The 21,018-nt window shown below is 74.2% G+C and carries 21 protein-coding genes; 14 read left to right on the forward strand and 7 right to left on the reverse strand.

Annotation, left to right across the window (positions count from 1 at the left end):
• Positions 1 to 696, forward strand: a 696-nt coding sequence (locus ETD96_RS18320) for an LLM class flavin-dependent oxidoreductase (protein ID WP_171069095.1), incomplete at its 5' end; no start/stop codon positions are given.
• 30 nt (positions 697 to 726) lie between these two features.
• Here the strand turns inward: ETD96_RS18320 and ETD96_RS18325 are convergent.
• Entirely contained in the window at positions 727 to 1,287 is a 561-nt protein-coding gene (locus tag ETD96_RS18325) for a TetR/AcrR family transcriptional regulator (RefSeq protein WP_420884767.1), read from the reverse strand.
• Between the two features lie 212 nt (positions 1,288 to 1,499).
• On the opposite strand from ETD96_RS18325, the gene ETD96_RS18330 reads away from it, so the two are divergent.
• The 4 genes from ETD96_RS18330 (at position 1,500) to ETD96_RS18345 (ending at position 6,706) form a co-directional block, all read left to right on the forward strand.
• The gene (locus tag ETD96_RS18330) at positions 1,500 to 2,480 is read left to right on the forward strand and encodes a phosphotriesterase family protein (protein WP_138637678.1); all 981 of its coding nucleotides are present in this window, start codon (positions 1,500 to 1,502) and stop codon (positions 2,478 to 2,480) included.
• A gap of 89 nt (positions 2,481 to 2,569) precedes the next feature.
• A complete protein-coding gene (locus tag ETD96_RS18335; protein WP_138637679.1) occupies positions 2,570 to 3,655 on the forward strand; it encodes a S1C family serine protease in 1,086 nt (361 codons plus the stop codon).
• Positions 3,656 to 3,711: 56 nt separating this feature from the next.
• Positions 3,712 to 5,988: an FdhF/YdeP family oxidoreductase gene (locus ETD96_RS18340; protein WP_138637680.1), complete on the forward strand. Its 2,277-nt coding sequence runs from the start codon at positions 3,712 to 3,714 to the stop codon at positions 5,986 to 5,988.
• A gap of 67 nt (positions 5,989 to 6,055) precedes the next feature.
• The gene (locus ETD96_RS18345) at positions 6,056 to 6,706 is read left to right on the forward strand and encodes a DUF1707 SHOCT-like domain-containing protein (RefSeq protein ID WP_240807807.1); all 651 of its coding nucleotides are present in this window, start codon (positions 6,056 to 6,058) and stop codon (positions 6,704 to 6,706) included.
• A gap of 33 nt (positions 6,707 to 6,739) precedes the next feature.
• On the opposite strand, the gene ETD96_RS18350 is transcribed toward ETD96_RS18345, so the two are convergent.
• On the reverse strand, positions 6,740 to 7,441 hold the full coding sequence (locus tag ETD96_RS18350; protein ID WP_138637681.1) for a TetR/AcrR family transcriptional regulator: 702 nt from the start codon (positions 7,439 to 7,441) through the stop codon (positions 6,740 to 6,742).
• A 121-nt stretch (positions 7,442 to 7,562) separates the two neighbouring features.
• Between ETD96_RS18350 and ETD96_RS18355 the strand changes: the two genes are divergently transcribed.
• Positions 7,563 to 8,576 carry an alcohol dehydrogenase catalytic domain-containing protein gene (locus ETD96_RS18355; protein ID WP_138637682.1) on the forward strand — a complete coding sequence of 338 codons (1,014 nt, stop codon included), beginning with the start codon at positions 7,563 to 7,565 and terminating at the stop codon, positions 8,574 to 8,576.
• Here ETD96_RS18355 and ETD96_RS18360 read toward each other — a convergent pair.
• Together ETD96_RS18360 and ETD96_RS18365 are read right to left on the reverse strand one after the other, a co-directional pair.
• Positions 8,563 to 9,957: an amidase gene (locus ETD96_RS18360; protein ID WP_138637683.1), complete on the reverse strand. Its 1,395-nt coding sequence runs from the start codon at positions 9,955 to 9,957 to the stop codon at positions 8,563 to 8,565. The genes ETD96_RS18355 and ETD96_RS18360 overlap by 14 nt on opposite strands.
• 2 nt (positions 9,958 to 9,959) lie before the next feature.
• On the reverse strand, positions 9,960 to 10,964 hold the full coding sequence (locus ETD96_RS18365; RefSeq protein ID WP_171069096.1) for a D-2-hydroxyacid dehydrogenase: 1,005 nt from the start codon (positions 10,962 to 10,964) through the stop codon (positions 9,960 to 9,962).
• A 313-nt stretch (positions 10,965 to 11,277) separates the two neighbouring features.
• Here ETD96_RS18365 and ETD96_RS18370 point away from each other — a divergent pair, with 313 nt between their 5' ends.
• The 6 genes from ETD96_RS18370 to ETD96_RS18395 all read left to right on the forward strand — a co-directional run bounded on the left by ETD96_RS18370 (position 11,278) and on the right by ETD96_RS18395 (position 16,671).
• On the forward strand, positions 11,278 to 11,760 hold the full coding sequence (locus ETD96_RS18370; RefSeq protein WP_171069098.1) for a DUF3830 family protein: 483 nt from the start codon (positions 11,278 to 11,280) through the stop codon (positions 11,758 to 11,760).
• 16 nt (positions 11,761 to 11,776) lie between these two features.
• Positions 11,777 to 12,538: a maleate cis-trans isomerase family protein gene (locus tag ETD96_RS18375; RefSeq protein WP_171069097.1), complete on the forward strand. Its 762-nt coding sequence runs from the start codon at positions 11,777 to 11,779 to the stop codon at positions 12,536 to 12,538.
• Between the two features lie 44 nt (positions 12,539 to 12,582).
• The gene (locus ETD96_RS18380; RefSeq protein WP_138637685.1) at positions 12,583 to 13,395 is read left to right on the forward strand and encodes a maleate cis-trans isomerase family protein; all 813 of its coding nucleotides are present in this window, start codon (positions 12,583 to 12,585) and stop codon (positions 13,393 to 13,395) included.
• Positions 13,396 to 13,413: 18 nt separating this feature from the next.
• Positions 13,414 to 14,079, forward strand: coding sequence for a GntR family transcriptional regulator (locus ETD96_RS18385; RefSeq protein ID WP_138637686.1), 666 nt, complete (start codon positions 13,414 to 13,416; stop codon positions 14,077 to 14,079).
• 101 nt (positions 14,080 to 14,180) lie between these two features.
• Positions 14,181 to 15,434, forward strand: a complete 1,254-nt coding sequence (locus ETD96_RS18390) for an aspartate aminotransferase family protein (protein WP_138637687.1) — start codon at positions 14,181 to 14,183, stop codon at positions 15,432 to 15,434.
• Between the two features lie 85 nt (positions 15,435 to 15,519).
• Positions 15,520 to 16,671 carry an acyl-CoA dehydrogenase family protein gene (locus ETD96_RS18395; protein WP_138637688.1) on the forward strand — a complete coding sequence of 384 codons (1,152 nt, stop codon included), beginning with the start codon at positions 15,520 to 15,522 and terminating at the stop codon, positions 16,669 to 16,671.
• Between the two features lie 58 nt (positions 16,672 to 16,729).
• Here ETD96_RS18395 and ETD96_RS18400 read toward each other — a convergent pair whose 3' ends face one another.
• On the reverse strand, positions 16,730 to 17,587 hold the full coding sequence (locus ETD96_RS18400) for an esterase/lipase family protein (protein ID WP_138637689.1): 858 nt from the start codon (positions 17,585 to 17,587) through the stop codon (positions 16,730 to 16,732).
• 223 nt (positions 17,588 to 17,810) lie between these two features.
• Positions 17,811 to 18,467, reverse strand: coding sequence for a TetR/AcrR family transcriptional regulator (locus tag ETD96_RS18405; RefSeq protein WP_138637690.1), 657 nt, complete (start codon positions 18,465 to 18,467; stop codon positions 17,811 to 17,813).
• A 54-nt stretch (positions 18,468 to 18,521) separates the two neighbouring features.
• Here ETD96_RS18405 and ETD96_RS18410 point away from each other — a divergent pair, with 54 nt between their 5' ends.
• Both ETD96_RS18410 and ETD96_RS18415 read left to right on the forward strand, forming a co-directional pair.
• Entirely contained in the window at positions 18,522 to 19,964 is a 1,443-nt protein-coding gene (locus ETD96_RS18410; protein ID WP_138637691.1) for an MFS transporter, read from the forward strand.
• Entirely contained in the window at positions 19,961 to 20,347 is a 387-nt protein-coding gene (locus tag ETD96_RS18415; RefSeq protein WP_138637692.1) for a cupin domain-containing protein, read from the forward strand. The genes ETD96_RS18410 and ETD96_RS18415 overlap by 4 nt, the downstream gene beginning before the upstream one ends.
• A gap of 49 nt (positions 20,348 to 20,396) precedes the next feature.
• Here the strand turns inward: ETD96_RS18415 and ETD96_RS18420 are convergent.
• Positions 20,397 to 21,018, reverse strand: a 622-nt coding sequence (locus tag ETD96_RS18420; protein ID WP_138637693.1) for a CoA transferase, incomplete at its 5' end; no start/stop codon positions are given.

A 21,018-nucleotide genomic window follows, 5' to 3' on the forward strand; every position in this document is an offset into this window, starting at 1 on the left:
CTGCCGGGCCGCTCCCCCGCCGTGCTGGCCAAGGAGCTGGCCTCGCTGGACGTCCTGTCCGGCGGGCGGCTGCTGCCCGCGTTCGGGCTGGGGCAGCGGCACGCGGGCGAGCAGCAGGCGTTCGGCGTCCGCCGGGAGGAGCGCGCCGCGATCTTCGAGGAGGCGCTGCCGCTGCTGCGCCGGTTCTGGGCCGAGGACGAGGTCACCCACGACGGCCCCCGGTTCCGCTACGAGGCGCTGCGCGTCCGGCCGAAGCCCGCCGCGCGGGGGTTCGACGTGTGGATGGGCGGGACGTCCGAGCCGGAGCTGCGCCGCACCGGGCGGCTGTCGGACGGGTGGCTCGCCGCGTTCACCACCCCGGCGGAGGGCGAGCGCGGGCGGCGGGCCGTCCAGGAGGCGGCGGCCGGGGCCGGGCGCGAGATCGAGGAGGAGCACTTCGGCGCGGTCGTGCCCTACCGGCGCGGGCCGCTGCCGCCCGAGGCGGAGGCCCGGCTGGCGCGGGTGCGCCGGATCAGCGGACCCGCCCCGCTGGACGACCTGGTGCCCGACCTCGACGGCCTGGCGGCCCATCTGGAGCGGCTCGTCGGCGCGGGGCTGTCGAAGTTCGTCCTGGCGCCGCTGGCGCCGCCCGCGGACTGGGACGCCGAGCTCGCCGACGTCCGCGACGCCGCCCTGCACCTGCAGACCAGGCGCTAGGCCGGACCAGGCGTCAGACGGGAACAGGCGCTACGCGGACGGCGGCGCCACCAGGGCGGCGAGGACGAAGCCGGCGACCTCCTCGGCCAGCAGCTCCGCGCTCTTCGGGCCGTCCGGGCGGTACCAGGCGGGCATCTGGTTCACCATGCCGAGCGCGACGATCGTCACGGTCTCGGCGGGCGTGGCGTCGCTGAACACGCCGCCGCGCTGGCCCTGCTCGATCAGGCCGCGGAACGTCTCGTGGTAGCGGCGGCGGTCCGCGCGCAGGGCGCGCATCCGGGCGTCGTCCAGCCGGTCCTTCTCGCGGGCGAACACCTTCGCCTCGTCGATGTGCTCGGCGGTGCTGCGGATCAGCCCGGTCAGCACCCCGCGGACGGCCTCGCGCGGCGGCAGCCCGCGGGCGAGGACGGCGTCGAGGTCGCCGAGCTGGCGGGCGATCAGCGAGTGGTAGATCTCGTAGAGCAGATCGTCCTTGGAGTCGAAGTAGTGGTAGAGCGCGCCCTTGGTGACCTCGGCCGCCTCGACGATGCCCTGGACCGACGTCCCGTCGAAGCCGCGCTCGGCGAACAGCCGGAGCGCGGCGTCCAGGATCCGGCGCTCGACCGCACTCCGCCGCGCGGGCGCGGCCGGCTCCGGCGCCTGTTCCGTGTCCGGCGGCTGCTGTGTACCCGTCACCGGGGGGCACCTCCTTCGGAGCGGGGCATTGACGCGGGCGCGTCCCGCGTCTTAGCTTGCCAGAAACCGACCGGTCGGTATGCGCCCCGGCGGCCCGGTGGCGCGCAGGCCCAGCGTAGGGAGAGCCGATGCCCGCAGTAGAGACCGTCCGCGGCCCCGTCGACGTCACCGGCCTGGGACGCACCCTCATGCACGAGCACGTCTTCGTCCTCGGCACCGAGAACGTCGAGAACTACGGCGCGGGCGACTGGTGGGACGAGGAGGAGAAGGTCGCCGACGCGGCCGCGAAGCTCGGGGAGCTGGTGGAGCGCGGCATCCGCACGATCGCCGACCCGACCGTCTGGGGGCTCGGCCGCTACATCCCGCGGATCCAGCGGATCGCCGAGCTCGTCCCCGACCTCAACATCATCGTCGCGACGGGCATCTACACCTACCACGACATCCCGTTCCAGTTCCTGCACCGGGGCCCCGGCACGATGGTGGACGACGGCCCCGACCCGATGATCGCCGACTTCACCCGGGACCTGACCGAGGGCATCGCCGGGACGGGCGTCAAGGCCGCGTTCCTCAAGTGCGCCGTGGACTCCCCCGGCCTGACCCCGGGGGTCGAGCGCATCCTGCGGGCCGTCGCCGCGACGCACCGGGAGACGGGCGCGCCGATCACCGTCCACACCGAGAGCTCGATCCACGCGGGCCGCAAGGTCGTGGACGTCCTGCGCAAGGAGGGCGTGGACCTCACCAAGGTCGTCATCGGGCACGCGGGCGACAGCAACGACCTCGACTACCTGATGGAGCTGGCCGACACCGGCGCGATCCTCGGCATGGACCGGTTCGGCCTCGACATCATCAACCCGACCGAGAACCGGGTCGCCACGGTCGCGGCGCTGTGCGGGCAGGGGTACGCCGACCGGATCGTGCTCAGCCACGACGCGAGCTGCTTCATCGACTGGTTCGGCCCCGACCCGGCGACCGTCCCGGCGATGCAGCCGAACTGGAACTACCGGCACATCAGCGACGACGTCCTGCCCGCGCTGCGCGCCGCGGGCGTCACCGAGGCCCAGCTCGACCAGATGCTGACCGGCAACCCGCGGCGCTACTTCACCCGCTGACCGGCGGCACGGAGCCACCTCCTCCACTTTTCGGACTATTTCCCCGGTATCGGGAATCATTGGAGGAATCTGCGGGAGGAGGCACCGAGGTGAGCGAAGACCCCGTGCGTCGCGGCGCCCGCGCCGCGGTTCCGATGCTCCTGGTCGCGCTCCTGGCCCTGCTCGCGCCGGGCTGCCGGGTGATGGAGAACGGCGCGCCCGAGGACGCGCCGGCGCCCGTCACGACCGCGGCGGCCAAGCCGTCCAAGCCCAGCGGACGGCGGCCCGGCGTGGTCAACATCGAGACCGAGCAGGAGCTGAACGGCACCCGCGCCGCCGGGACCGGCATCGTGCTCACCGCGGCCGGCCTCGTGCTGACCAACAACCACGTGATCCGGGGCGCCACCGCGATCCGGGGCACCGACACCGACAACCGCCGCACCTACCCGGCCGAGGTCGTCGGCTACGACCGGGCCGGCGACATCGCGGTGATCCGGCTGGCCGGCGCGTCCCGGCTGAAGACCGCCGCGTTCGGCTCCGCGGCCGGGGCGGACATCGGCGACGTCGTCACCGCCGTCGGCAACGCGGGCGGCAAGGGCGGCAACCCCAGCGTGGTCACCGGCAAGATCACCGGGCTGGAGCAGTCCGTCACCGCCCGCGACGACACCAACGGCACCTCCGAGCGGCTCACCGGGCTGATCGAGACCAACGCGCCGATCAAGCCGGGCGACTCCGGCGGCCCCCTGCTCGACACCCGCGGCAAGGTCATCGGCGTCAACACCGCCGCGTCCGCGGGCCTGTCGACGCGGGGCGCCACGCCCGCGAAGGAGCACCGGGGCTACGCCATCCCGTCCGACCGGGCGCTGGAGATCGCCCGGCGGATCCAGCGCGGCGAGGCGTCCTCGACCGTGCACATCGGGCGGACGGCCATGCTCGGCGTCAAGGTCCGCTCCAACGGCCGCTCCCCCGGCGCGCTCGTCGCCGAGGTCGTGCCCGGCACCCCCGCCGAGGCGGCCGGCATCCCGGTCGGCGCCGCCATCGTCGCCTTCGGCGGCGAGGCCGTGGACTCCCCGTCGACGCTCACCTCCCTGATGCTCGGCCGCCACCCGGGCGACAGCGTCCGCGTCGAGTGGACGACCAGGCAGGGCGCCCGCATGCAGGCCACGCTCCAGCTGGCGGAAGGGCCGCCCCAATAACGGCGCCCGCCGTGCGACAGTGGAGGCAGCCGCCTACCCCGAGGATGTGTTGCCCCATGACGCGCAAGGCGCCCGCCGACGACTTCGACGATTCGGGTCTCGACGTCACCAAGCCGAAGACGTGGGCGGCGGGCGTGCCCGGGGTGACGGCCGCGCTGCGCCAGTCGTACGCGCAGATGGGCGCCGCGCGGACGGCGCTGACGCTGCTGCGCGTCAACCAGAAGCAGGGGTTCGACTGCCCGGGCTGCGCGTGGCCGGAGGGCGACCACCGGCACATCGCCGAGTTCTGCGAGAACGGCGCGAAGGCCGTCGCGGAGGAGGCGACGACGCGCCGCGTCACCCGGGAGTTCTTCGCCCGGCACACCGTCGCGGAGCTGGCCGGGCGCTCCGACCACTGGCTCGGGCAGCAGGGCCGGCTCACCGAGCCGATGGTGAAGCGCGCCGGGTCCGAGCACTACGAGCCCATCGGGTGGGACGAGGCGATCGGGCTGCTGGCGTCCGAGCTGACCGCCCTCGGCTCCCCGGACGAGGCCGTCTTCTACACCTCGGGCCGCACCAGCAACGAGGCCGCGTTCGCCTACCAGCTGTTCGCCCGCGCGTTCGGCACCAACAACATGCCGGACTGCAGCAACATGTGCCACGAGTCGTCCGGGTCCGCGCTGAGCGAGACCATCGGCATCGGCAAGGGCTCGGTCCTCCTCGAAGACCTCTACCAGGCCGACCTCATCTTCGTCGTCGGGCAGAACCCGGGGACCAACCACCCCCGGATGCTGTCGGCGCTGGAGAGGGCCAAGAAGGAGGGCGCCCGGATCGTCGCGGTGAACCCGCTGCCCGAGGCGGGGCTCATGCGGTTCAAGAACCCGCAGCGGCCGTCCGGCGTCACCGGGAAGGGCACGGTCCTCGCCGACCGGTTCCTGCAGATCCGGCTCAACGGCGACCTCGCGCTGTTCCAGGCGCTCAACCGGCTGCTCCTCGAATCGGACGCCCCCGGCGCCCTCGACGAGGAGTTCCTCGACGCCCACGCGCACGGCTTCGCGGCGTTCCGCGAGCACGTCCTCGCCCTCGACTGGGACGACGTCCTGGAGGCGACCGGCCTCACCCGCGGCGAGATCGCCGCGACGCTCGGCGACGTCCTCGCCGCGAAGAAGATCATCGTCTGCTGGGCGATGGGCCTCACCCAGCACCGCAACTCGGTGCCGACGATCCGGGAGATCGTCAACTTCCTGCTGCTGCGCGGCAACATCGGCCGCCCCGGCGCGGGCGTCTGCCCGGTGCGCGGCCACTCCAACGTGCAGGGCGACCGGACGATGGGCATCTGGGAGAAGCCGAAGCCCGCGTTCCTGGACGCCCTCGCCGCCGAGTTCGGCTTCGAGCCGCCGCGCGAGCACGGGCTGGACACCGTGGACGCGATCCGCGCCATGCGCGACGGCAGGGCCCGGCTGTTCCTCGGGATGGGCGGCAACTTCGTCCGCGCCACCCCCGACTCGGCGGTCACCGAGGCGGCGCTGCGCGGGTGCCGGCTGACCGCGCAGGTGTCCACCAAGCTCAACCGCTCGCACGCGGTGACGGGCGAGCTGGCGCTGATCCTGCCGACGCTCGGCCGCACCGAGCTCGACGTGCAGGCGTCCGGGCCGCAGTTCGTGTCGGTCGAGGACTCGATGGGCATGGTCCACGCGTCCCGGGGGCGGCTGGCCCCGGCGTCCGAGCACCTGCTGTCGGAGGTCTCGATCGTGTGCCGCCTCGCGAGGGCCGCGCTCCCCGGCTCCGCCATCGGCTGGGACGCCATGGAGCGCGACTACGACGTGATCCGCGACCACGTCTCCCGCGTCGTCCCCGGCTTCGCCGGCTACAACGCCCGCGTCCGGGAGCCGGGCGGCTTCACCCTCCCGCACGCGCCCCGCGACGAGCGGCGGTTCCCCACCGCGACCGGCAAGGCCAACCTGACGGTCAACGAGCTGGAGGTGCTGCGGGTCCCCGAGGGGCGCCTCCTCCTGCAGACCGTCCGCAGCCACGACCAGTACAACACCACCATCTACGGCCTCGACGACCGCTACCGGGGCGTCAAGGCGGGACGCCGCGTCGTCTTCGTCAACCCGGCCGACCTGTCCGCCCTCGGCGTCGCCGACGGCGCGACGGTCGACCTCGTCTCCGAGTGGTCGGACGGCACCGAGCGCCGCGCCCCCGCCTTCCGCGTCATCTCCTACCCCACCGCCCGCGGCTGCGCCGCCGCCTACTTCCCGGAGACGAACGTCCTGGTGCCCCTCGACAGCACCGCCGAGGTCAGCAACACCCCCACCTCCAAGTCCGTCGTCGTCCGCCTCGAACCGGCGTGACGCCGTCGTGACGCGACCGTGCCGCGCGCGGGTCGCGGGGCGGGCGGGGGCGGTTTAGGCTGCGGGCATGACGAACCTGCCCGAGCAGTCCGGGATGCCCGGAGCGCCGGAGATGCGGGCCGGTGACGCCGATCGGGAGCGGGTCGCGCAGGTGCTGCGCGACGCGGCCGGCGACGGGCGGCTCACCCTGGCCGAACTGGACGAGCGGCTCGACGCGGTGTACGCGGCGAAGACCTACGGGGAGCTGGCGCCGCTCACCCGCGACCTGCCGGCGGCGGGGACGTCCGCGCCGGCGGTCCCGCTGGGCGGGGCCGACTGGCGGCCGGTGGAGAGCGCGCCGTCCTGGAAGATCGGCATCGGCGTGATGAGCGGGTTCCTGCGCTCCGGCGTGTGGAACGTGCCCCGCAAGTTCACCGCGTTCGCGTTCTGGGGCGGCGGCAAGATCGACCTGCGCGAGGCCCGGTTCACCGAGGGTCAGGTGACGATCCGCGCCCTGGCGATCATGGGCGGGGTCGAGATCATCGTCCCGGACGACATCACCGTGCACGTCAAGGGCCTCGGGATCATGGGCGGGTTCGACCAGCGGGCGAGCGGCCCGGGCGTGCCGGGCTCGCCGACGGTCGTGGTGAAGGGGTTCGCGTTCTGGGGCGGCGTCGGCGTGAAGCGCCGCAAGCGCCGCAAGGACAAGCGGCGCGAGGAGCTCGACCAGGGCGAGTAGCCCTCGGCGCGGCTTCTTCAGCGGGCCCGGCCCTCAGCGCTCTCCGGCGGCGACGCGGTCGAGCCATTCGGCGAGCAGCGCCGCCTCGGTCGCGGTCAGCTCGGGCGGCGGGGCCGCCGCCAGCGCGGCGCGCAGCGCCACGGCGCGGGACGCGACCGCGCCGTCGCCCGGCGCCCCGTCCGGGACGGTGATCGCGGCCAGTACCGCCTCCCGGGTGCGGACGGACAGCTCCGCGTCGTCCGGCGGCTCCACGGCGCCGGAGACGAGCGCGAGCGTGACCCCCACCCCGGCGGCGTGGATCATCCGGACGGCGGTCGCGACGGGCACGCGCAGCCGCCCGGCGCGGGCGACGGCCGCGACCAGGCCGGTCAGGATGCGCTCCGCCTCCGCCGCGACGGGCGGCGTACGGGCCGTGCCGTACATCAGCGTGTAGAACGCGGGGTTGGTGCGGCCGAACTCGACGTGCAGGTCCCAGCCGCGGCGCAGGTCCTCGACGGGGTCGCCGGTGGACGGCTGGGCGCGCTTGCTCGCCAGGTACCGCTCGAACCCGTGCGCGGCGACGGCGTCGAACAGGCCGCGCTTGTCGCCGAAGTGGTGGTACAGGGTCGGCGCCCCGACCCCGGCGGCGGCGCACACGGCACGGGTCGAGACCGGTTCGCCGGCCGCGTCGGCGAGCAGGTCGGCGGCCGCGCGGACGATCCGGTCCCGCGTGTCGAGGTCCTTCTGCGCAGTCACAAAATCGATGTTACAGAAATTTTGGCAACACCGCTATACATGTGCTGTAGCGCGGCTATAGTCTCGACTGTATCGCTGATATGGCGGCCGGTCGCCGCCGCTACCGAGAGGGGATGCGCTCATGCGCAGCGCCGTTCTGCCCGCCGCGGGCAAGCCACTGGAGATCGTCGGACGCGAGGTGCCCGAGCCGGGCCCCGGCGAGATCCTCGTCCGGGTCACCGCGTGCGGGATGTGCTTCTCCGAGGTCAACCACCTGCGCGGCCACTACCCGTTCGGGACGTTCCCGGCCGTCCCCGGGCACGAGATCAGCGGCGTCGTCGCCGCGCTCGGCGAGGGCGTCGGCTGGCCCGCCGTCGGCACCCCCGTCGGGGCCGGCTGGATCCACGGCTCGTGCGGCCACTGCGACCAGTGCGTGCGCGGGGACCAGATCCTGTGCACCGGTGCGCCCAAGCGGATCACGGGCGTCAACACCGACGGCGGCTACGCCGAGTACTTCGTCGGCCGCGCCGGTTTCGTCACCCCGCTGCCGGACGGCCTGGACCCGGTCGCCGGCGCCCCGCTGATGTGCGCCGGGATCACCGCGTTCAACGGGCTCCGGCGCGCCGGCGCGGTCGCCGGGTCGCGGGTCGCCGTGCTCGGCACCGGCGGCGTCGGCACGATGGCGCTGCGGTTCGCCGCCGCGATGGGCGCCCGCGTCGCCGTGGTCTCCAGGTCGCGCCGCGCCGAGGAGGAGGCGCGCGGCTTCGGCGCCGAGCTGTTCGTGCCGACCGCCGAGCAGGACCCGGCCGAGGCCCTGCGCGCCTGGGGCGGCGCGGACGTGGTGGTGAACACCGCCCCCGACACCGCGACCGGCCTCGCCGCGTTCGGCGGCCTGCGCCCCGACGGCACCCTGCTCTACCTGGGCATGGGCGCCGAGAACGTCAGCGTGCCGCCGGCCGCCCTCGTGATGAACCGGCTGCGGGTCATGGGCGTGCCGTCCGGGTCGCCGCACGACCTGCGCGACACGCTCGACTTCGCGGTGGCGCACGGGATCGTCCCCGAGGTCGCGCCGGTCCCGCTGGACGAGGCGCCGCGCGTGCTGGCCGCGATGGACGAGGGCGCCCACCACGGCCGCGCCGTCATCACCTTCGGTTGAACCGCCGCCACGGGCGCGCCTTCTCGAAGGCGGCGCAGGCCCTCATGACCAGGCCGTCGGCGTGCCGCGCGCCGACCACCTGGAGGCCGATGGGCAGGCCGTCGGCGGTGAAGCCGCACGGCAGGCTCGCGGCCGGCTGCTGGGTCATGTTGAACGGGTAGGTGAACGGGGTCCAGCCCGTCCAGCGCGGGGACGGGGCGCCCGCCGGGGCCTCCCGGCCCGCCTCGAACGCGGCGATCGGCATCGTCGGGGTGAGCAGCAGGTCGTAGCGCTCGTGGAACAGGCCCATGATCCGGCCGAGCTCCATCCGGCGGGCGGTGGCGGTGAGGTACTCGACGGCCGAGTACCGCGCGCCCCGCTCGCAGATCTCCCGCAGGCCCGGGTCGAGCCGTGCCCGGTCCGCCGCGGACAGGTGCTCGACGACCTTCGCGGCGCCCGCGAACCACAGCACCTCGAACTCGCCGACGGGGTCGCCGCCCATGCCCGGGTCGGCCTGCTCGACCTTCGCGCCCAGCTCGGTGAAGACCTCCGCGGCGGCCGCGACGGACGCGGCCACCTCCGGGTCGACCCGCGCGAAGCCGAGGTCGGGGCTGTAGGCGACGCGCAGGCCGGCCAGGTCGTCGGGGCCGTCGGAGAACGGGACGTCCGGGGGCGGCAGCGCCGACCAGTCGCGGCCGTCGGGGCCGCACACCGCGTCCAGCAGCAGCGCGGCGTCGGCCACGGTGTTCGTCATCGGGCCGGTGTGCGCGAGCGTCCCGAACGGGCTCGCCGGGTAGTGCGGGATGCGGCCGTACGTCGGCTTGATGGTGAAGGTGCCGGTGAAGGAGGCGGGGATGCGCACCGAGCCGCCGCCGTCGGTGCCGAGCGCGAGCGGCGCCATGCCCGCGGCGACGGCCGCCGCCGCGCCGCCGCTCGACCCGCCCGGCGTGCGGGACGGGTCCCAGGGGTTGCGGGTGACGCCGGTGAGCGGGTTGTCGGTGACGCCCTTCCACGCGAACTCCGGCGTGGTGGTCTTGCCGGCGAACACCGCGCCCTGCTCGCGCAGCCGCGCCACGGCCGGGGAGTCCTCGTCCCAGGGGCCCGCTGGGTCGATCGTCGTGGAACCGCGCAGCGTGGGCCAGCCGCGGGTGAGCAGGACGTCCTTGATGGAGACGGGCACGCCGTCGAGCGGGCCGAGCGTCGCGCCGCGCCGCCACCGGTCGGCGGCCGCCCGCGCCATGTCGAGCGTCGTCTCCTCGTCGACGAGGCAGTACGCGTTCAGCTTCGGGTCGTCCCGCGCGATCCGGGCGAGGACGGACTCGGCGGCCTCGACCGGGGAGAGCGTCCCGGCCCGGTACTCCGCCAGCAGTTCGGTCGCGGTCAGGTCGGCCGCGTCGGCCATGGCTACCCCCTCTGCTCGATGCCGGAACCCACGTAGCCGAGCCGCTTGTCGACGACGTTGCGCAGCGGGCGCCCCGCCGCGAAGCGGCCGAGGTTGTCGGTGAACAGCCGGACGAGCTCGTCCCGCCAGCCGACCACGTCGCCGGACATGTGCGGGGACACGAGCACGTTCGGCATCTCCCACAGCGGCGACGACGGCGGCAGCGGCTCGTCCTCGAAGACGTCCAGCGCGGCGCCCGCGATCCGGCCGGCGCGCAGCGCCTTGACGAGGTCGGGCTCGGCGACCAGCGCGCCCCGGCCCACGTTGATCAGCCGCGCGGACGGGCGCATCCGGTCCAGCGCCGCCGCGTCGATCATGCCGCGCGTCCGTTCGGTGAGCGGCGCCGCGAGCACGACGTAGTCGGCGGCGGCGAGCGCCGCGTCGAGCCCCTCCATCGGGACGACGGTCCCGAGGTCGGGGTCGGCGTCGCGGGCGGTGCGGCCCGCGCCGGTGACGGCGAGCCCGGCGGCGGCGAGCCGGCGGCCGATGGCGCGGCCGATCGGCCCGGTGCCGACCACGAGCGCGCGGGCGCCGTCGATGCGCTCGGTCTCGCGGTGCCGCCAGCGCCGCTCGCCCTGGAGCCGGACGGTGGTGTGCAGGTCCTTGGCGAAGGTGAGTACCAGCCCGAGGACGTATTCGGCGATCGGCTCGTCGAAAATCCCTCGCGAGTTGGTGACAACCGTGTCCCCCTCGACGAGGGCCGGGAACAGCAGGCGGTCGACTCCGGCGCTTGCGATGTGCACCCACCGGGGGCCGCCCTCGGCCGGCCACGCGGCCGCGAGCGCGTCGGAGAGGAAGTCCCACATGAAGACGGCGTCGGCGCCGGGAAGCGCCTGCGCCAGGGCGTTCTCGCGCACGTACCGGACGCGCGCGAGCCGCTCCGCCGCCGCCATTCCGCGGGGCTCGGCGTCCCCCACGAGCACCACCACGCCGGGCGGCTCACCTGGTGCGGGCTGGACAGGCTCCATCGGCGTCACTTCCGGGTCGGCGGAGTTTACGTGAAGGCAACTCGGAGAGGCATTGACACGCTAGGAAGGGTTCGTAGGATTGTCAACAATCAGCGCGTTGGACCGCGGCCCCGGTTCACCGCACTGGGTATGTGTGCTGCAAGACCGTCGCAACCGTTGCCCATGCACAGGCCAGGACGGATCCCAGAGCGCTCTGACTAGACCCCCGTTCGCGGGGGTGCGGGGGTCCGCCTCCCGCAAACATGGAGAGTCCTTCGGGTGGCGACGCTCTCGCCAACCCCTGTTCACGGGGAGGTCCAGCATGCCCAAGCTCATGACCATCACCCTGGAGCGTCGTGGCGTCTCGTGCGTCGCGGAGCTGCTGGAGAAGGACGCGCCGCGGACCTGCGAGGCGGTGTGGCAAGCCCTGCCCCTCGGTGGCGACGCGTACCACGCCAAGTACGCCCGCAACGAGGTGTACACGATGGTCGAACGGTTCTCCGAGGACGAGGTCGGCCTGGAGAACCCCACCGTCACCCCCATTCCGGGCGACGTCGTCTACTTCTCCTTCGCGGGCGGGATGCTCGACCGCAAGTTCAAGGAGGAGAAGAACATCCACGCGCTGCCCGGCGTGATCGACCTCGCGATCTTCTACGGCCGCAACAACCTGCTGCTCAACGGGGACGTCGGCTGGGTGCCCGGCAACGTCTACGCGACGATCGTCGACGGGCTCGACCGGATGGCGGAGGCGTGCAACGACGTCTGGCGCTCCGGCGGCGTCGGCGAGCGCCTCGTCTACCGCCGCGCCGAGTCCTGAAGCGGTGGCCTCGCAGATGACATTCGACCCCACGCTGGTCGTCGGCCCCGAGCTGCTCGCCCAGCACGGCATCGGGGTGGTCGCGCCGTTCGACTTCGCGCTCGACCGCGAGCTGTGGCGGTGGACGCCCGACGACGTCTCGCTCTTCATGACCCGGCTGCCGTACGTCCCGGTGCCGGTCACCGTCGAGATGGCGTCCGCGCTGTCCGACCAGTCGATCGTCCGGCAGGCGACCCGGGACGTGCTCGCCCCCGAGCCGCTCGCCGTCGCCTACGCCTGCGCGTCCGGCAGTTTCATCCGCGGCAAGGCGGGCGAGCTGGAGCTGCACCAGTCGATGATGTCGGCCGGCGCGCCGGTGTCGACGACGACCTCCGGCGCGCTGGTGGAGTCGCTGCGGCTGCTGAACGTCTCGCGCATCGCGGTCGTCACGCCGTACATAGACGCGGTCACCGAGCGGCTCGTGTCGTTCCTCGGCGAGTACGGCATCGAGGTGGTGTCGTCGGTCGGGATGGGGCTGCTCAGCCACATCTGGAAGGTCGGCTACGGCGAGATCGTGGCCGCGGTGTCGACGGTGGACGCCCCCGAGGCCGAGGCCGTCTTCATCAGCTGCACGAACGTGCCGACCTACGACATCATCGCCCCGCTGGAGCAGATGATCCGCAAGCCGGTGCTGACCGCCAACCAGGTGACGATGTGCTCGGCGCTGCGCGCGATGGGCCGCTCCGCGGCCGGTCCCGGGCAGTCGCTGGCGCAGCTCGCGCCGTCCACGGCGGCGTGACCGCCATGGGGTCCATGATCGGCGAAGGTAGGGTTGGCGGGCATATGCGGCAGAACACGGTGAGCGCCGGATTCCTGTACCCGGGGTACAGCGCCGAGGACGACTACCCCGCGATCGAGCGCGCCCTGCGGGGCCAGGGGTCCGGCGGAGTCGCCCTGCCGGTCGTCCACACGCTGATGCGCGAGGACGCGCACCGCGTCGACGCGCTGCTGGACATCGGGGGCGACGACGTGCTGGGCGAGGGCGCCCGCACGCTGCGCGGCATGGGCGTCCAGGCCGCGGTCTGGGCGTGCACCAGCGGGAGCTTCGTGTTCGGCTGGGACGGCGCCGCCCGGCAGGTCGAGGGCGTCCGCGCGGCGGCGGGCGTGCCCGCGTCCAGCACGTCGTTCGCGTTCGTGCACGCGGCGGCGGCGCTCGGGCTGACCCGGGTCGCGGTCGCCGCGACCTACCCGGCCGACGTCGCCGAGCGGTTCGTGGCCTTCCTCGCGCACGCCGGCGTCGAGGTGGTGGCGCTGTCCTGCCGGGGCATCGTCACCGCCGCCGAGGTCGGCACCCTCGGGCGCGAGGAGGTGCTGGCCTTCGTCGCGGCGAACGACCATCCGGACGCCGAGGCGGTGCTGGTGCCCGACACCGCGCTGCACACCGTGTCCTGGCTCGACGAGCTGGAGGCGCGGGTGGGCAAGCCGGTGCTGACCGCGAACCAGGTGAGCGTGTGGGAGGGGCTGCGGCTCGCGTCCGGCCCCCGGGGGCTCGCGCCGCGCACCGGGCTGGGCCGGCTGTTCGCCGTGCCCGCCGACGTCTCCGCCGTCCCCGCCGGCCAGGGGGCCGGGCCGGGACGACATACCTGGCAGCTATGAACGAAAGGGGCCCGCGGCATGGGCCGATTGGGTGAGCTGGAACCTGTCCCCCGCAAGTCCACCGTCGAGCTCGTCTCCGACGAGCTGCGCGAGGCGATCATGTACGGGTCGCTGGAGCCCGGCGCGCAGCTCGGCGAGGCCGAGCTCGCCGGGCGCCTCGGCATCAGCCGCGGCCCGCTGCGCGAGGCGATGCAGCGGCTCGTCCAGGAGGGGCTGCTGGTCAGCGAGCCGCACCGCGGGCTGTTCGTGATCACGCTGGACGAGGGCGACGTCGAGGACGTCTACCTGGCCCGGCTCGCGATCGAGCGGGAGGCGTGCCGGCTGATCATGGCGCGCAACCGCGGCGAGGCGGTGGCCCGGCTCACCGACGCCCTGGACGCGCTGGTCGAGGCGGCGCAGCAGCGCGACCGGGTCGCGATGAGCGACGCCGACCAGGCGTTCCACGAGGTGCTGGTGAGCTCGTCCGGCAGCCCCCGGCTGGAGCGGATGGCGCACACCCTGCTGGTGGAGACCCGGATGTGCCTGAACGCGCTCCAGGACACCTACCCCGAGCCGTCCGACCTGGTCGAGGAGCACCGGCGGCTGGTCGACGCGATCGGCGACGGCGAGGAGGAGCGGCTGCTCGTCCTCATCGAGGAGCACATGACCGACTCGATCCAGCGGCTGCGCGCCTCCCGGCCGTAGCCGCCCCGAGGAGGCACCGCCCCCGGGCACCCGGGGCCCTGGACACCGGGCCCGGGGGCACCTAGATTGCAGATTGTCGACAATCTACCGGAGGGACGCGCATGGCGACGCTGTCACCCCTGCTCAAGCAGGCCACACCCGTCCTGGCCGAACGCGGCGAGGGCGTCTACCTCTACGACACCGAAGGCCGCCGGCACCTGGACTTCACCGCGGGCATCGGCGTCACCAACACCGGGCACTGCCACCCGCGCGTGGTGGAGGCGGCGCAGAAGCAGGTCGGCACGCTCATCCACGGGCAGTACACGACCGTCATGCACGAACCCCTGCTGCGGCTCGTCGACGCGCTCGGCGACGTCCTGCCGGACGGCCTGGACTCGCTGTTCTTCCTCAACAGCGGCAGCGAGGCCGTCGAGGCGTCCATCCGGCTCGCGCGGCACGCCACCGGGCGGCAGAACATCGTCGTCTTCCACGGCTCCTTCCACGGCCGGACGATGGGCGCCGCCGCGCTCACCACCGCCGGCACCAAGTTCCGCGCCGGCATCGGCCCGCTGATGCCGGGCGCCGCCATCGCGCCGTTCCCGCAGGCCTACCGGTACGGGTGGGACGAGGAGGAGGCCACCCGGTTCGCGCTGCGCGAGCTCGACTACCTGCTCGTCACCGCGAGCCCCGCGTCCGACACGGCCGCGTTCGTCGTCGAGCCGGTGCTCGGCGAGGGCGGCTACATCCCGGCGCCGCCCGCGTTCCTGGAGGGGCTGCGCGAGCGCGCCGACCGGCACGGCATCCTGCTGATCATGGACGAGGTGCAGACCGGCTTCGGGCGCACCGGCCGGTTCTGGGGCCACCAGCACGCGGACGCGCGGCCGGACGTCCTCATCACCGCCAAGGGCCTCGCCAGCGGGTTCCCGCTGTCGGCGATCGCGGCGCCGACAGCGCTGATGGAGAAGGCGCGGCCGGGCTCGCAGGGCGGCACCTACGGCGGCAACGCGGTCGCCTGCGCCGCCGCGCTCGCGACGCTCCAGGTCATCGACGAGGAGGGCCTCGTCGCCAACGCCGAGCGGCAGGGCGCGCGGCTGAACGACGGGCTGCGCAAGGTCGCCGCCGACCATCCGGAGATCGGCGACGTGCGCGGGCTCGGGCTCATGCAGGCCAGCGAGTTCACCGGGCCGGACGGCGAGCCCGACGCCGCCGCCGCGCAGCGGGCGCACCAGGCCGCCGCCGAGCACGGCCTGCTGCTGCTGACCTGCGGCGCCTACGGCAACGTCGTCCGGATGATCCCGCCGCTGATCGTCACCGACGCGCAGGTCGACGACGCCCTCGCGCTCTGGTCGCGGGCCGTGGCGGACGCCGTCGGCTGACCGCCCGGCGGGGGGCGGCCGGCGCGCCGCCCCCCGCTCCGCCGCCCGCCCGTCTCCTGTTAGATTCCGAATCTGGTTCTACATCATGGAGGCGGCGTTGCGTCCCTGGCACACCCCCGAGCGCGCGGAGCTGCGCCGGCTCGTCCGCGACTTCACCGCGCGGGAGATCGTCCCGCACCTCGCCGGGTGGGAGGACGCCGGCGAGCTCCCCCGGGAGCTGCACGCGCGGGCCGCCGCGGCGGGCCTGCTCGGCGCCGGGTTCCCGGAGAAGGCCGGCGGGTCCGGCGGCGACCTGTTCGACGCGCTGATCGTCGCCGAGGAGATCATCCAGGCGGGCGGCTCCGGCGGGGTCGTCGCGTCGCTGTTCACGCACGGGATCGCGCTGCCGCACATCATCGCCTCCGGCGACGACGCGCTGATCGACCGGTTCGCCCGGCCGGTGCTCGCGGGCGAGGCGATCGGCGCGCTCGGCATCACCGAGCCCGGCACCGGATCGGACGTGGCGGGCATCCGCACCGCCGCCGTCCGCGACGGCGACCACTACGTCGTCAACGGCGCCAAGCTGTTCATCACCTCGGGCGTGCGCGCGGACTTCGTCACCACCGCGGTGCGGACGGGCGGCCCCGGCTTCGACGGCATCTCGCTGCTGGTGATCGAGAAGGGCGCGCCCGGCTTCACCGTGTCGCGGCCGCTGCGCAAGATGGGCTGGCTCTGCTCCGACACGGCGGAGCTGTCGTTCAGCGACGTCCGGGTGCCGGCCGCGAACCTGGTCGGCGCGGAGAACACCGGGTTCCTGCAGATCGTGCAGAACTTCGTGACCGAGCGGCTCTCCCTCGCCGTCCAGGCGTACGCGACGGCGCAGCGCTGCCTGGACCTCACGCTCGGCTGGGTCCGCGACCGCGACACCTTCGGCCGCCCGCTCGCGTCCCGCCAGCTCGTCCGGCACAAGATCGCCGAGATGGCCCGGCAGACGGACGTGGCGCGCACCTACGTCCGCGCGGTCGCCGAGCGGCACGCCGCGGGCGATGACGTGCTCACCGAGATTGCCTACGCCAAGAACACCGCCGTCCTCGCCTGCGAGCACGTCGCGCACGAGGCGGTCCAGCTGCACGGCGGCATGGGCTACATGCGCGAGTCGGAGGTGGAGCGCCACTACCGCGACGCCCGCATCCTCGGCATCGGCGGCGGCACCAACGAGATCATGAACGAGATCGCGGCCAAGCGCCTCGGGCTCTAGCCGGGAGCGGCGCCCGGCGGGGAGAGGGTCCGCCGGGCGCCGCCGCGCGGGAGGCGGGTCAGCCGAGCGGGTCGCCGCAGTCGATGGGCCAGTACGGGCCCCAGATGTCGAGCGAGTTCAGCACGAACTTGATCGCCACCGGGTCGAAGGCGATCCCGACGTGCGCGTTGGTGTCGTTGGCGCACTTGTCCTGGAGCAGGACGTTCTGCGCGTTCGACCCGTTGAGGAACGCCGAGGTGTAGGGCGTGACGACCTCGTCGTACTTGGTGGCCAGCACGATGTAGGACGGGCCGGGCACCGTGTCACCGCCCGCGTTGAGGTCCTTCAGGAAGTCGGAGTCGGTGATCTGCTGCCCGGCGGCCGGCGCGGCCTTCACCACCGCCTGCGTGATGCCGAGCAGGCTGCCGAGCTGCACCAGCCCCGCCAGGTTCGTGCCGTGGTTGGACGGGACGAGCCCGATCAGCTTGTTGACCTTCGCGGCCCCGCCCAGGGACTTCATGTAGTACCGGGGCATCATGCCGCCCTGCGAGTGCCCGACCATGTCGACCTTGGACGCCCCGGTCGAGGCGAGCACCTTGTCGACGAACGCCGACAGCTGCCCGGCCGACGTCGGAATGTCGCCGATCCCCTGGATGGGGCCGTCCTTCGGGCCGCCGTAATTGAGGGCGTAGACGCAGTATCCGGCCTTCTTCAGCGCCGGGGAGAGTTTCTGCCAGTTGAACGCCATGTTCTCGAACGTGCCGTGCACGAGCACGACCGGCCGGGGGTGCCAGAACGACGGCTTGCAGTTCCAGTCGTTCGCGCCGTCCGGGCTGGTCTCGGCGTGCGCGGCGGGCGCGACCATGCCGGTCGCGCCGAGGGCGGCGGCCGCCGCCGCGGCCGTGACCGCCCAGGAACGGAGTCGTCTGAAACGCATGGTGCTTCTCCCTCATGAGGGCACGGCGAAAAGAGGCCGCGGCCCGGCGCGTTTCACCGGGCCCGGCCGTTCGTCGCCGTGATGACCGGGGTGGAGTTCCCACAAGGTACGGCCGCCTCAAAGCCCGGTCTTGTGGCCCGTCCTCCGGTTATCGGGGAGAAATTGTCAGCCGGTTCACAAGCGGCCCGGCGGGCACCCCGGCCCACCTGCGGCCCGGGACCGGTCAGCCGCGCGCGAGCCCGTCGACGAGCGCGCGCAGGCCGTCGAGGTAGGTGTCCCGCTCGGTCAGCGGCCCCCAGTGCCCGGCGACCTCCGCCAGCCGCGGCAGCTCCGCCCCGTCCAACTCGGCGAAGACGCGCTCGCGGTAGGTGGGCCGGTCGTCGCCGGCGCGGCGGCGGGCCGCCGCCGACCGGACGATGATCTCGCCGGCGGTGTAGTACCAGATCGCCCGGTACCCGTGGACGGCCCGTTCGGGGCTCAGCCCGAGCTCGCCCAGGCCCGCGAGGATCTGGTCCACGAACCACAGCGCCGACGTCGCCATCAGGTCGTCGGCGGTGAGCACCTCGACGATCCACGGGCAGGCCGCGAGCGCCTCGCGGATCGCCGCCGCCATGGCGACCACGCGCTCGCGCGGGTCGGCCGGGACGGCGGGGCGGCGCAGCGTCCGCGCGGCGTAGTCGTCCAGCAGCAGCAGGAGCAGCTCCTCCTTGTCGCGGACGTGGTGGTACAGCGCCATGGGGGTGCTGCCGACCTCCCCCGCGAGCCGGCGCATCGTCAGCTTCCCGACGCCCTCCTCGTCCACGATCCGGCGGGCGGCGTCGAGGATCTCCGCGCGGGAGATGCGGGGCGGCCGGCCCCGCTGGGCGGACTGTCGCGGCATGCCCCCATCATCGCGGGCTCGACACGGCGCGGCATCTCAAGCTATTTTTCTTACATGTACAAAAATACTCGGGGGCGACCCGGGGTGGTGCTCGCGGCCGCGTCCGTCGCACAGTTCGTCGTCGCCCTGGACATGGCGGTGGTCAACGTCGCACTGCCCGCGATCCGGACCGGCCTCGGCTTCGCGCCGGTCGGCCTGGCCTGGGTCGTGCACGTCTACGCGCTCACCTTCGGCGGGTTCCTGCTGCTCGGCGGCCGGGCCGGCGACCTGTACGGGCGGCGCCGGCTGTTCACCGCCGGCCTCGTCGTCTTCGGACTGTGCTCCCTCGCCGGCGGCCTCGCCCAGGCGCCCTGGCAGCTCGTCGCCGCCCGCGCCGGGCAGGGCCTCGGCGCCGCGGCGGTCGCGCCGGCCGCCCTCGCGCTGCTCACCACGACCTTCGAGGGCCGCGCCCGCGTCCGCGCGCTCGGCGTCTGGAGCGCGGTGAACGCGGCGGGCGGCGCCCTCGGCGTCCTCGCCGGCGGGCTGCTGACCGAATACGCGGGCTGGCGCTGGGTGATGCTGGTCAACCTGCCCATCGTCGCGGCGGCCCTGGCGCTCGTCCCGGCGGGCGTGCCCGCGGCGGCGGGCACCGCCGCGCGGGACCGGCTGGACGTCCTCGGCGCGGTGCTCGCGACCGGCGGCATCGGGCTGCTGGTGTTCGGCGTCGTCCGCACCGACACGCTCGGCTGGACGTCCCCGGCGACGCTCGGCACCCTCGCGGCGGCGGCCGTGCTCCTCGCGGCGTTCGCCTTCGCCGAGTCCCGGTCCGCGTCGCCGCTCGTCCGCCTCGGCCTGCTGCGCGGCCGCTGGGTGGCGGGCGCGAACGTCATCGTGTTCCTCGCCGCCGCCGGCCAGTTCTCCGCCTTCTACTTCGTGTCGCTCTACCTGCAGGAGGTGCTCGGGATGGGGGCGGCCGCGACGGGCGCCGCGTTCCTGCCCTTCTCCATCGGGCTGGTCGCCGGCACCGTGGCCGCCACCCGCATCACCTCGGCCCGCTCCCCGCGCGCGGCGCTGATCCCCGGCGGGCTGCTCGGCGCGGCGGGCCTCGGCTGGTTCGCGCTCATCAGCCCGGGCGGCGGGTTCCTCACCGACGTCCTCGGCCCGTCCCTGCTCTGCAGCGTCGGCACCGGCCTCGTGCTCGCCCCCGTCACCGTCGCGGCCACCACCGGCGTCGCGCCCCGCGAGGCGGGGATGGCCTCGGGCCTGGTCAACAGCTCCCGCCAGCTCGGCGGCTGCGTCGGGTTGGCGGCCCTCGCCACCGTCGCCGCCCACCGCACCGGCGGCGCCGCGACCGCGTCCGCGCTGAACGACGGCTACGCCCTGAGCCTCACCGTCGCCGCCGCCCTGTTCCTCGTCGCGGCCGCCGTCGCGGCGGCGCTCCCCCGCCGCGCTCCGGCCTCGGCGCGGCCGCCCGCACCCGAACCCACGCAAGACCGACTGGAAGGAACACGCTCATGAATCCGATCGACCTGTTCGAGTCCGCCCTCGCGTTCCACCCCGGCGGCGCCGTCCGCGCCGGCGAGCCCCGCATGACGACCGACGACGGCGGCTGGCAGCTCGCGGCCTTCCGCGTGCGCACCGACGCGGACGTGCACGCCGACCACTGGGAGGTGCATCCGGCCGCGGAGGAGGCGGTGTGCTGCCTGTCCGGCGGCCTGCGGATCTACTTGCGCCCCGAGGAGCCGGGCGGCGAGGAGGAGATGGCGCGGCTGACCCCCGGCACCGCGGTCATCGTGCCGCGCGGGCGCTGGCACCGCCTCGAACTGGACGGACCGAGCGAGGTCATGTCCATCGGCCTGCGCCGCGGCACCCGCCAGGAGCGGCGCGCCGACGCGCCCTGACGGGAGCCGGTGGCCGCGCCCGCCGGGGCGCGGCCACCGGGCCCGGAGGTCAGGCCTGGGCGACGGCACCCTCCTTCAGCAGGGTCTCGGTGTCGTCGAAGCCGAGGTCGTCCAGCACGGCGCGGGTCTGGCCCCCGGGCAGGACCGGGACGCCGTCGGTCCCGGCCCGGGTCCGGGAGAAGCGCGGGGCCGGTGCGGGCTGGCGCCGGCCCCCCAGCGCCGGGAACACGTCGCGGGCCGTGTTCCACGGGTGCTCGGCGGCCTCGGTCATCGACAGGACCGGGGCCACGCACGCGTCGCTCGGGACGAAGATGTCCGTCCACTCGTCGCGGGTCTTCGTCCGGAACACGGCGGCGAACCGCTCGCGCAGGACGGGCCAGCCCGCGCGGTCGTGCTGGCCGGGCAGGTCTTCGCCGTCGAGACCGGCGAGGCGCAGGAACTCGGCGTAGAACTGCGGCTCGATGGCGCCCACGGCCATGTGGCCGCCGTCGGACGTCTCGTACACGTCGTACCAGGGCGCGCCGGTGTCGAGCATGTTGACGCCGCGCCGGTCCTCCCAGAGGCCGCCGGCGAGGAAGCAGTGGATGAACGTGGACAGGTGCGCGGCGCCGTCCACGATGGCGGCGTCGACGACCTGGCCGCGCCCGCTCGTCCTCGACTCCAGCAGCGCG

It is taken from the genome of Actinomadura geliboluensis (genome assembly GCF_005889745.1).
Classification (GTDB): domain Bacteria; phylum Actinomycetota; class Actinomycetes; order Streptosporangiales; family Streptosporangiaceae; genus Spirillospora; species Spirillospora geliboluensis.

Bases quoted from the DNA above. Each gene is read 5' to 3' on its own strand.
- ETD96_RS18330 (WP_138637678.1), top strand. From the start codon at position 1,500: ATGCCCGCAGTAGAGACCGTCCGCGGCCCCGTCGACGTCACCGGCCTG.
- ETD96_RS18340 (WP_138637680.1), top strand. From the start codon at position 3,712: ATGACGCGCAAGGCGCCCGCCGACGACTTCGACGATTCGGGTCTCGAC.
- ETD96_RS18345 (WP_240807807.1), top strand. From the start codon at position 6,056: ATGACGAACCTGCCCGAGCAGTCCGGGATGCCCGGAGCGCCGGAGATG.
- ETD96_RS18355 (WP_138637682.1), top strand. From the start codon at position 7,563: ATGCGCAGCGCCGTTCTGCCCGCCGCGGGCAAGCCACTGGAGATCGTC.
- ETD96_RS18360 (WP_138637683.1), bottom strand. From the start codon at position 9,957: ATGGCCGACGCGGCCGACCTGACCGCGACCGAACTGCTGGCGGAGTAC.
- ETD96_RS18365 (WP_171069096.1), bottom strand. From the start codon at position 10,964: ATGGAGCCTGTCCAGCCCGCACCAGGTGAGCCGCCCGGCGTGGTGGTG.
- ETD96_RS18370 (WP_171069098.1), top strand. From the start codon at position 11,278: ATGACCATCACCCTGGAGCGTCGTGGCGTCTCGTGCGTCGCGGAGCTG.
- ETD96_RS18375 (WP_171069097.1), top strand. From the start codon at position 11,777: ATGACATTCGACCCCACGCTGGTCGTCGGCCCCGAGCTGCTCGCCCAG.
- ETD96_RS18380 (WP_138637685.1), top strand. From the start codon at position 12,583: ATGCGGCAGAACACGGTGAGCGCCGGATTCCTGTACCCGGGGTACAGC.
- ETD96_RS18385 (WP_138637686.1), top strand. From the start codon at position 13,414: ATGGGCCGATTGGGTGAGCTGGAACCTGTCCCCCGCAAGTCCACCGTC.
- ETD96_RS18390 (WP_138637687.1), top strand. From the start codon at position 14,181: ATGGCGACGCTGTCACCCCTGCTCAAGCAGGCCACACCCGTCCTGGCC.
- ETD96_RS18395 (WP_138637688.1), top strand. From the start codon at position 15,520: ATGGAGGCGGCGTTGCGTCCCTGGCACACCCCCGAGCGCGCGGAGCTG.
- ETD96_RS18400 (WP_138637689.1), bottom strand. From the start codon at position 17,587: ATGCGTTTCAGACGACTCCGTTCCTGGGCGGTCACGGCCGCGGCGGCG.
- ETD96_RS18405 (WP_138637690.1), bottom strand. From the start codon at position 18,467: ATGCCGCGACAGTCCGCCCAGCGGGGCCGGCCGCCCCGCATCTCCCGC.
- ETD96_RS18410 (WP_138637691.1), top strand. From the start codon at position 18,522: ATGTACAAAAATACTCGGGGGCGACCCGGGGTGGTGCTCGCGGCCGCG.
- ETD96_RS18415 (WP_138637692.1), top strand. From the start codon at position 19,961: ATGAATCCGATCGACCTGTTCGAGTCCGCCCTCGCGTTCCACCCCGGC.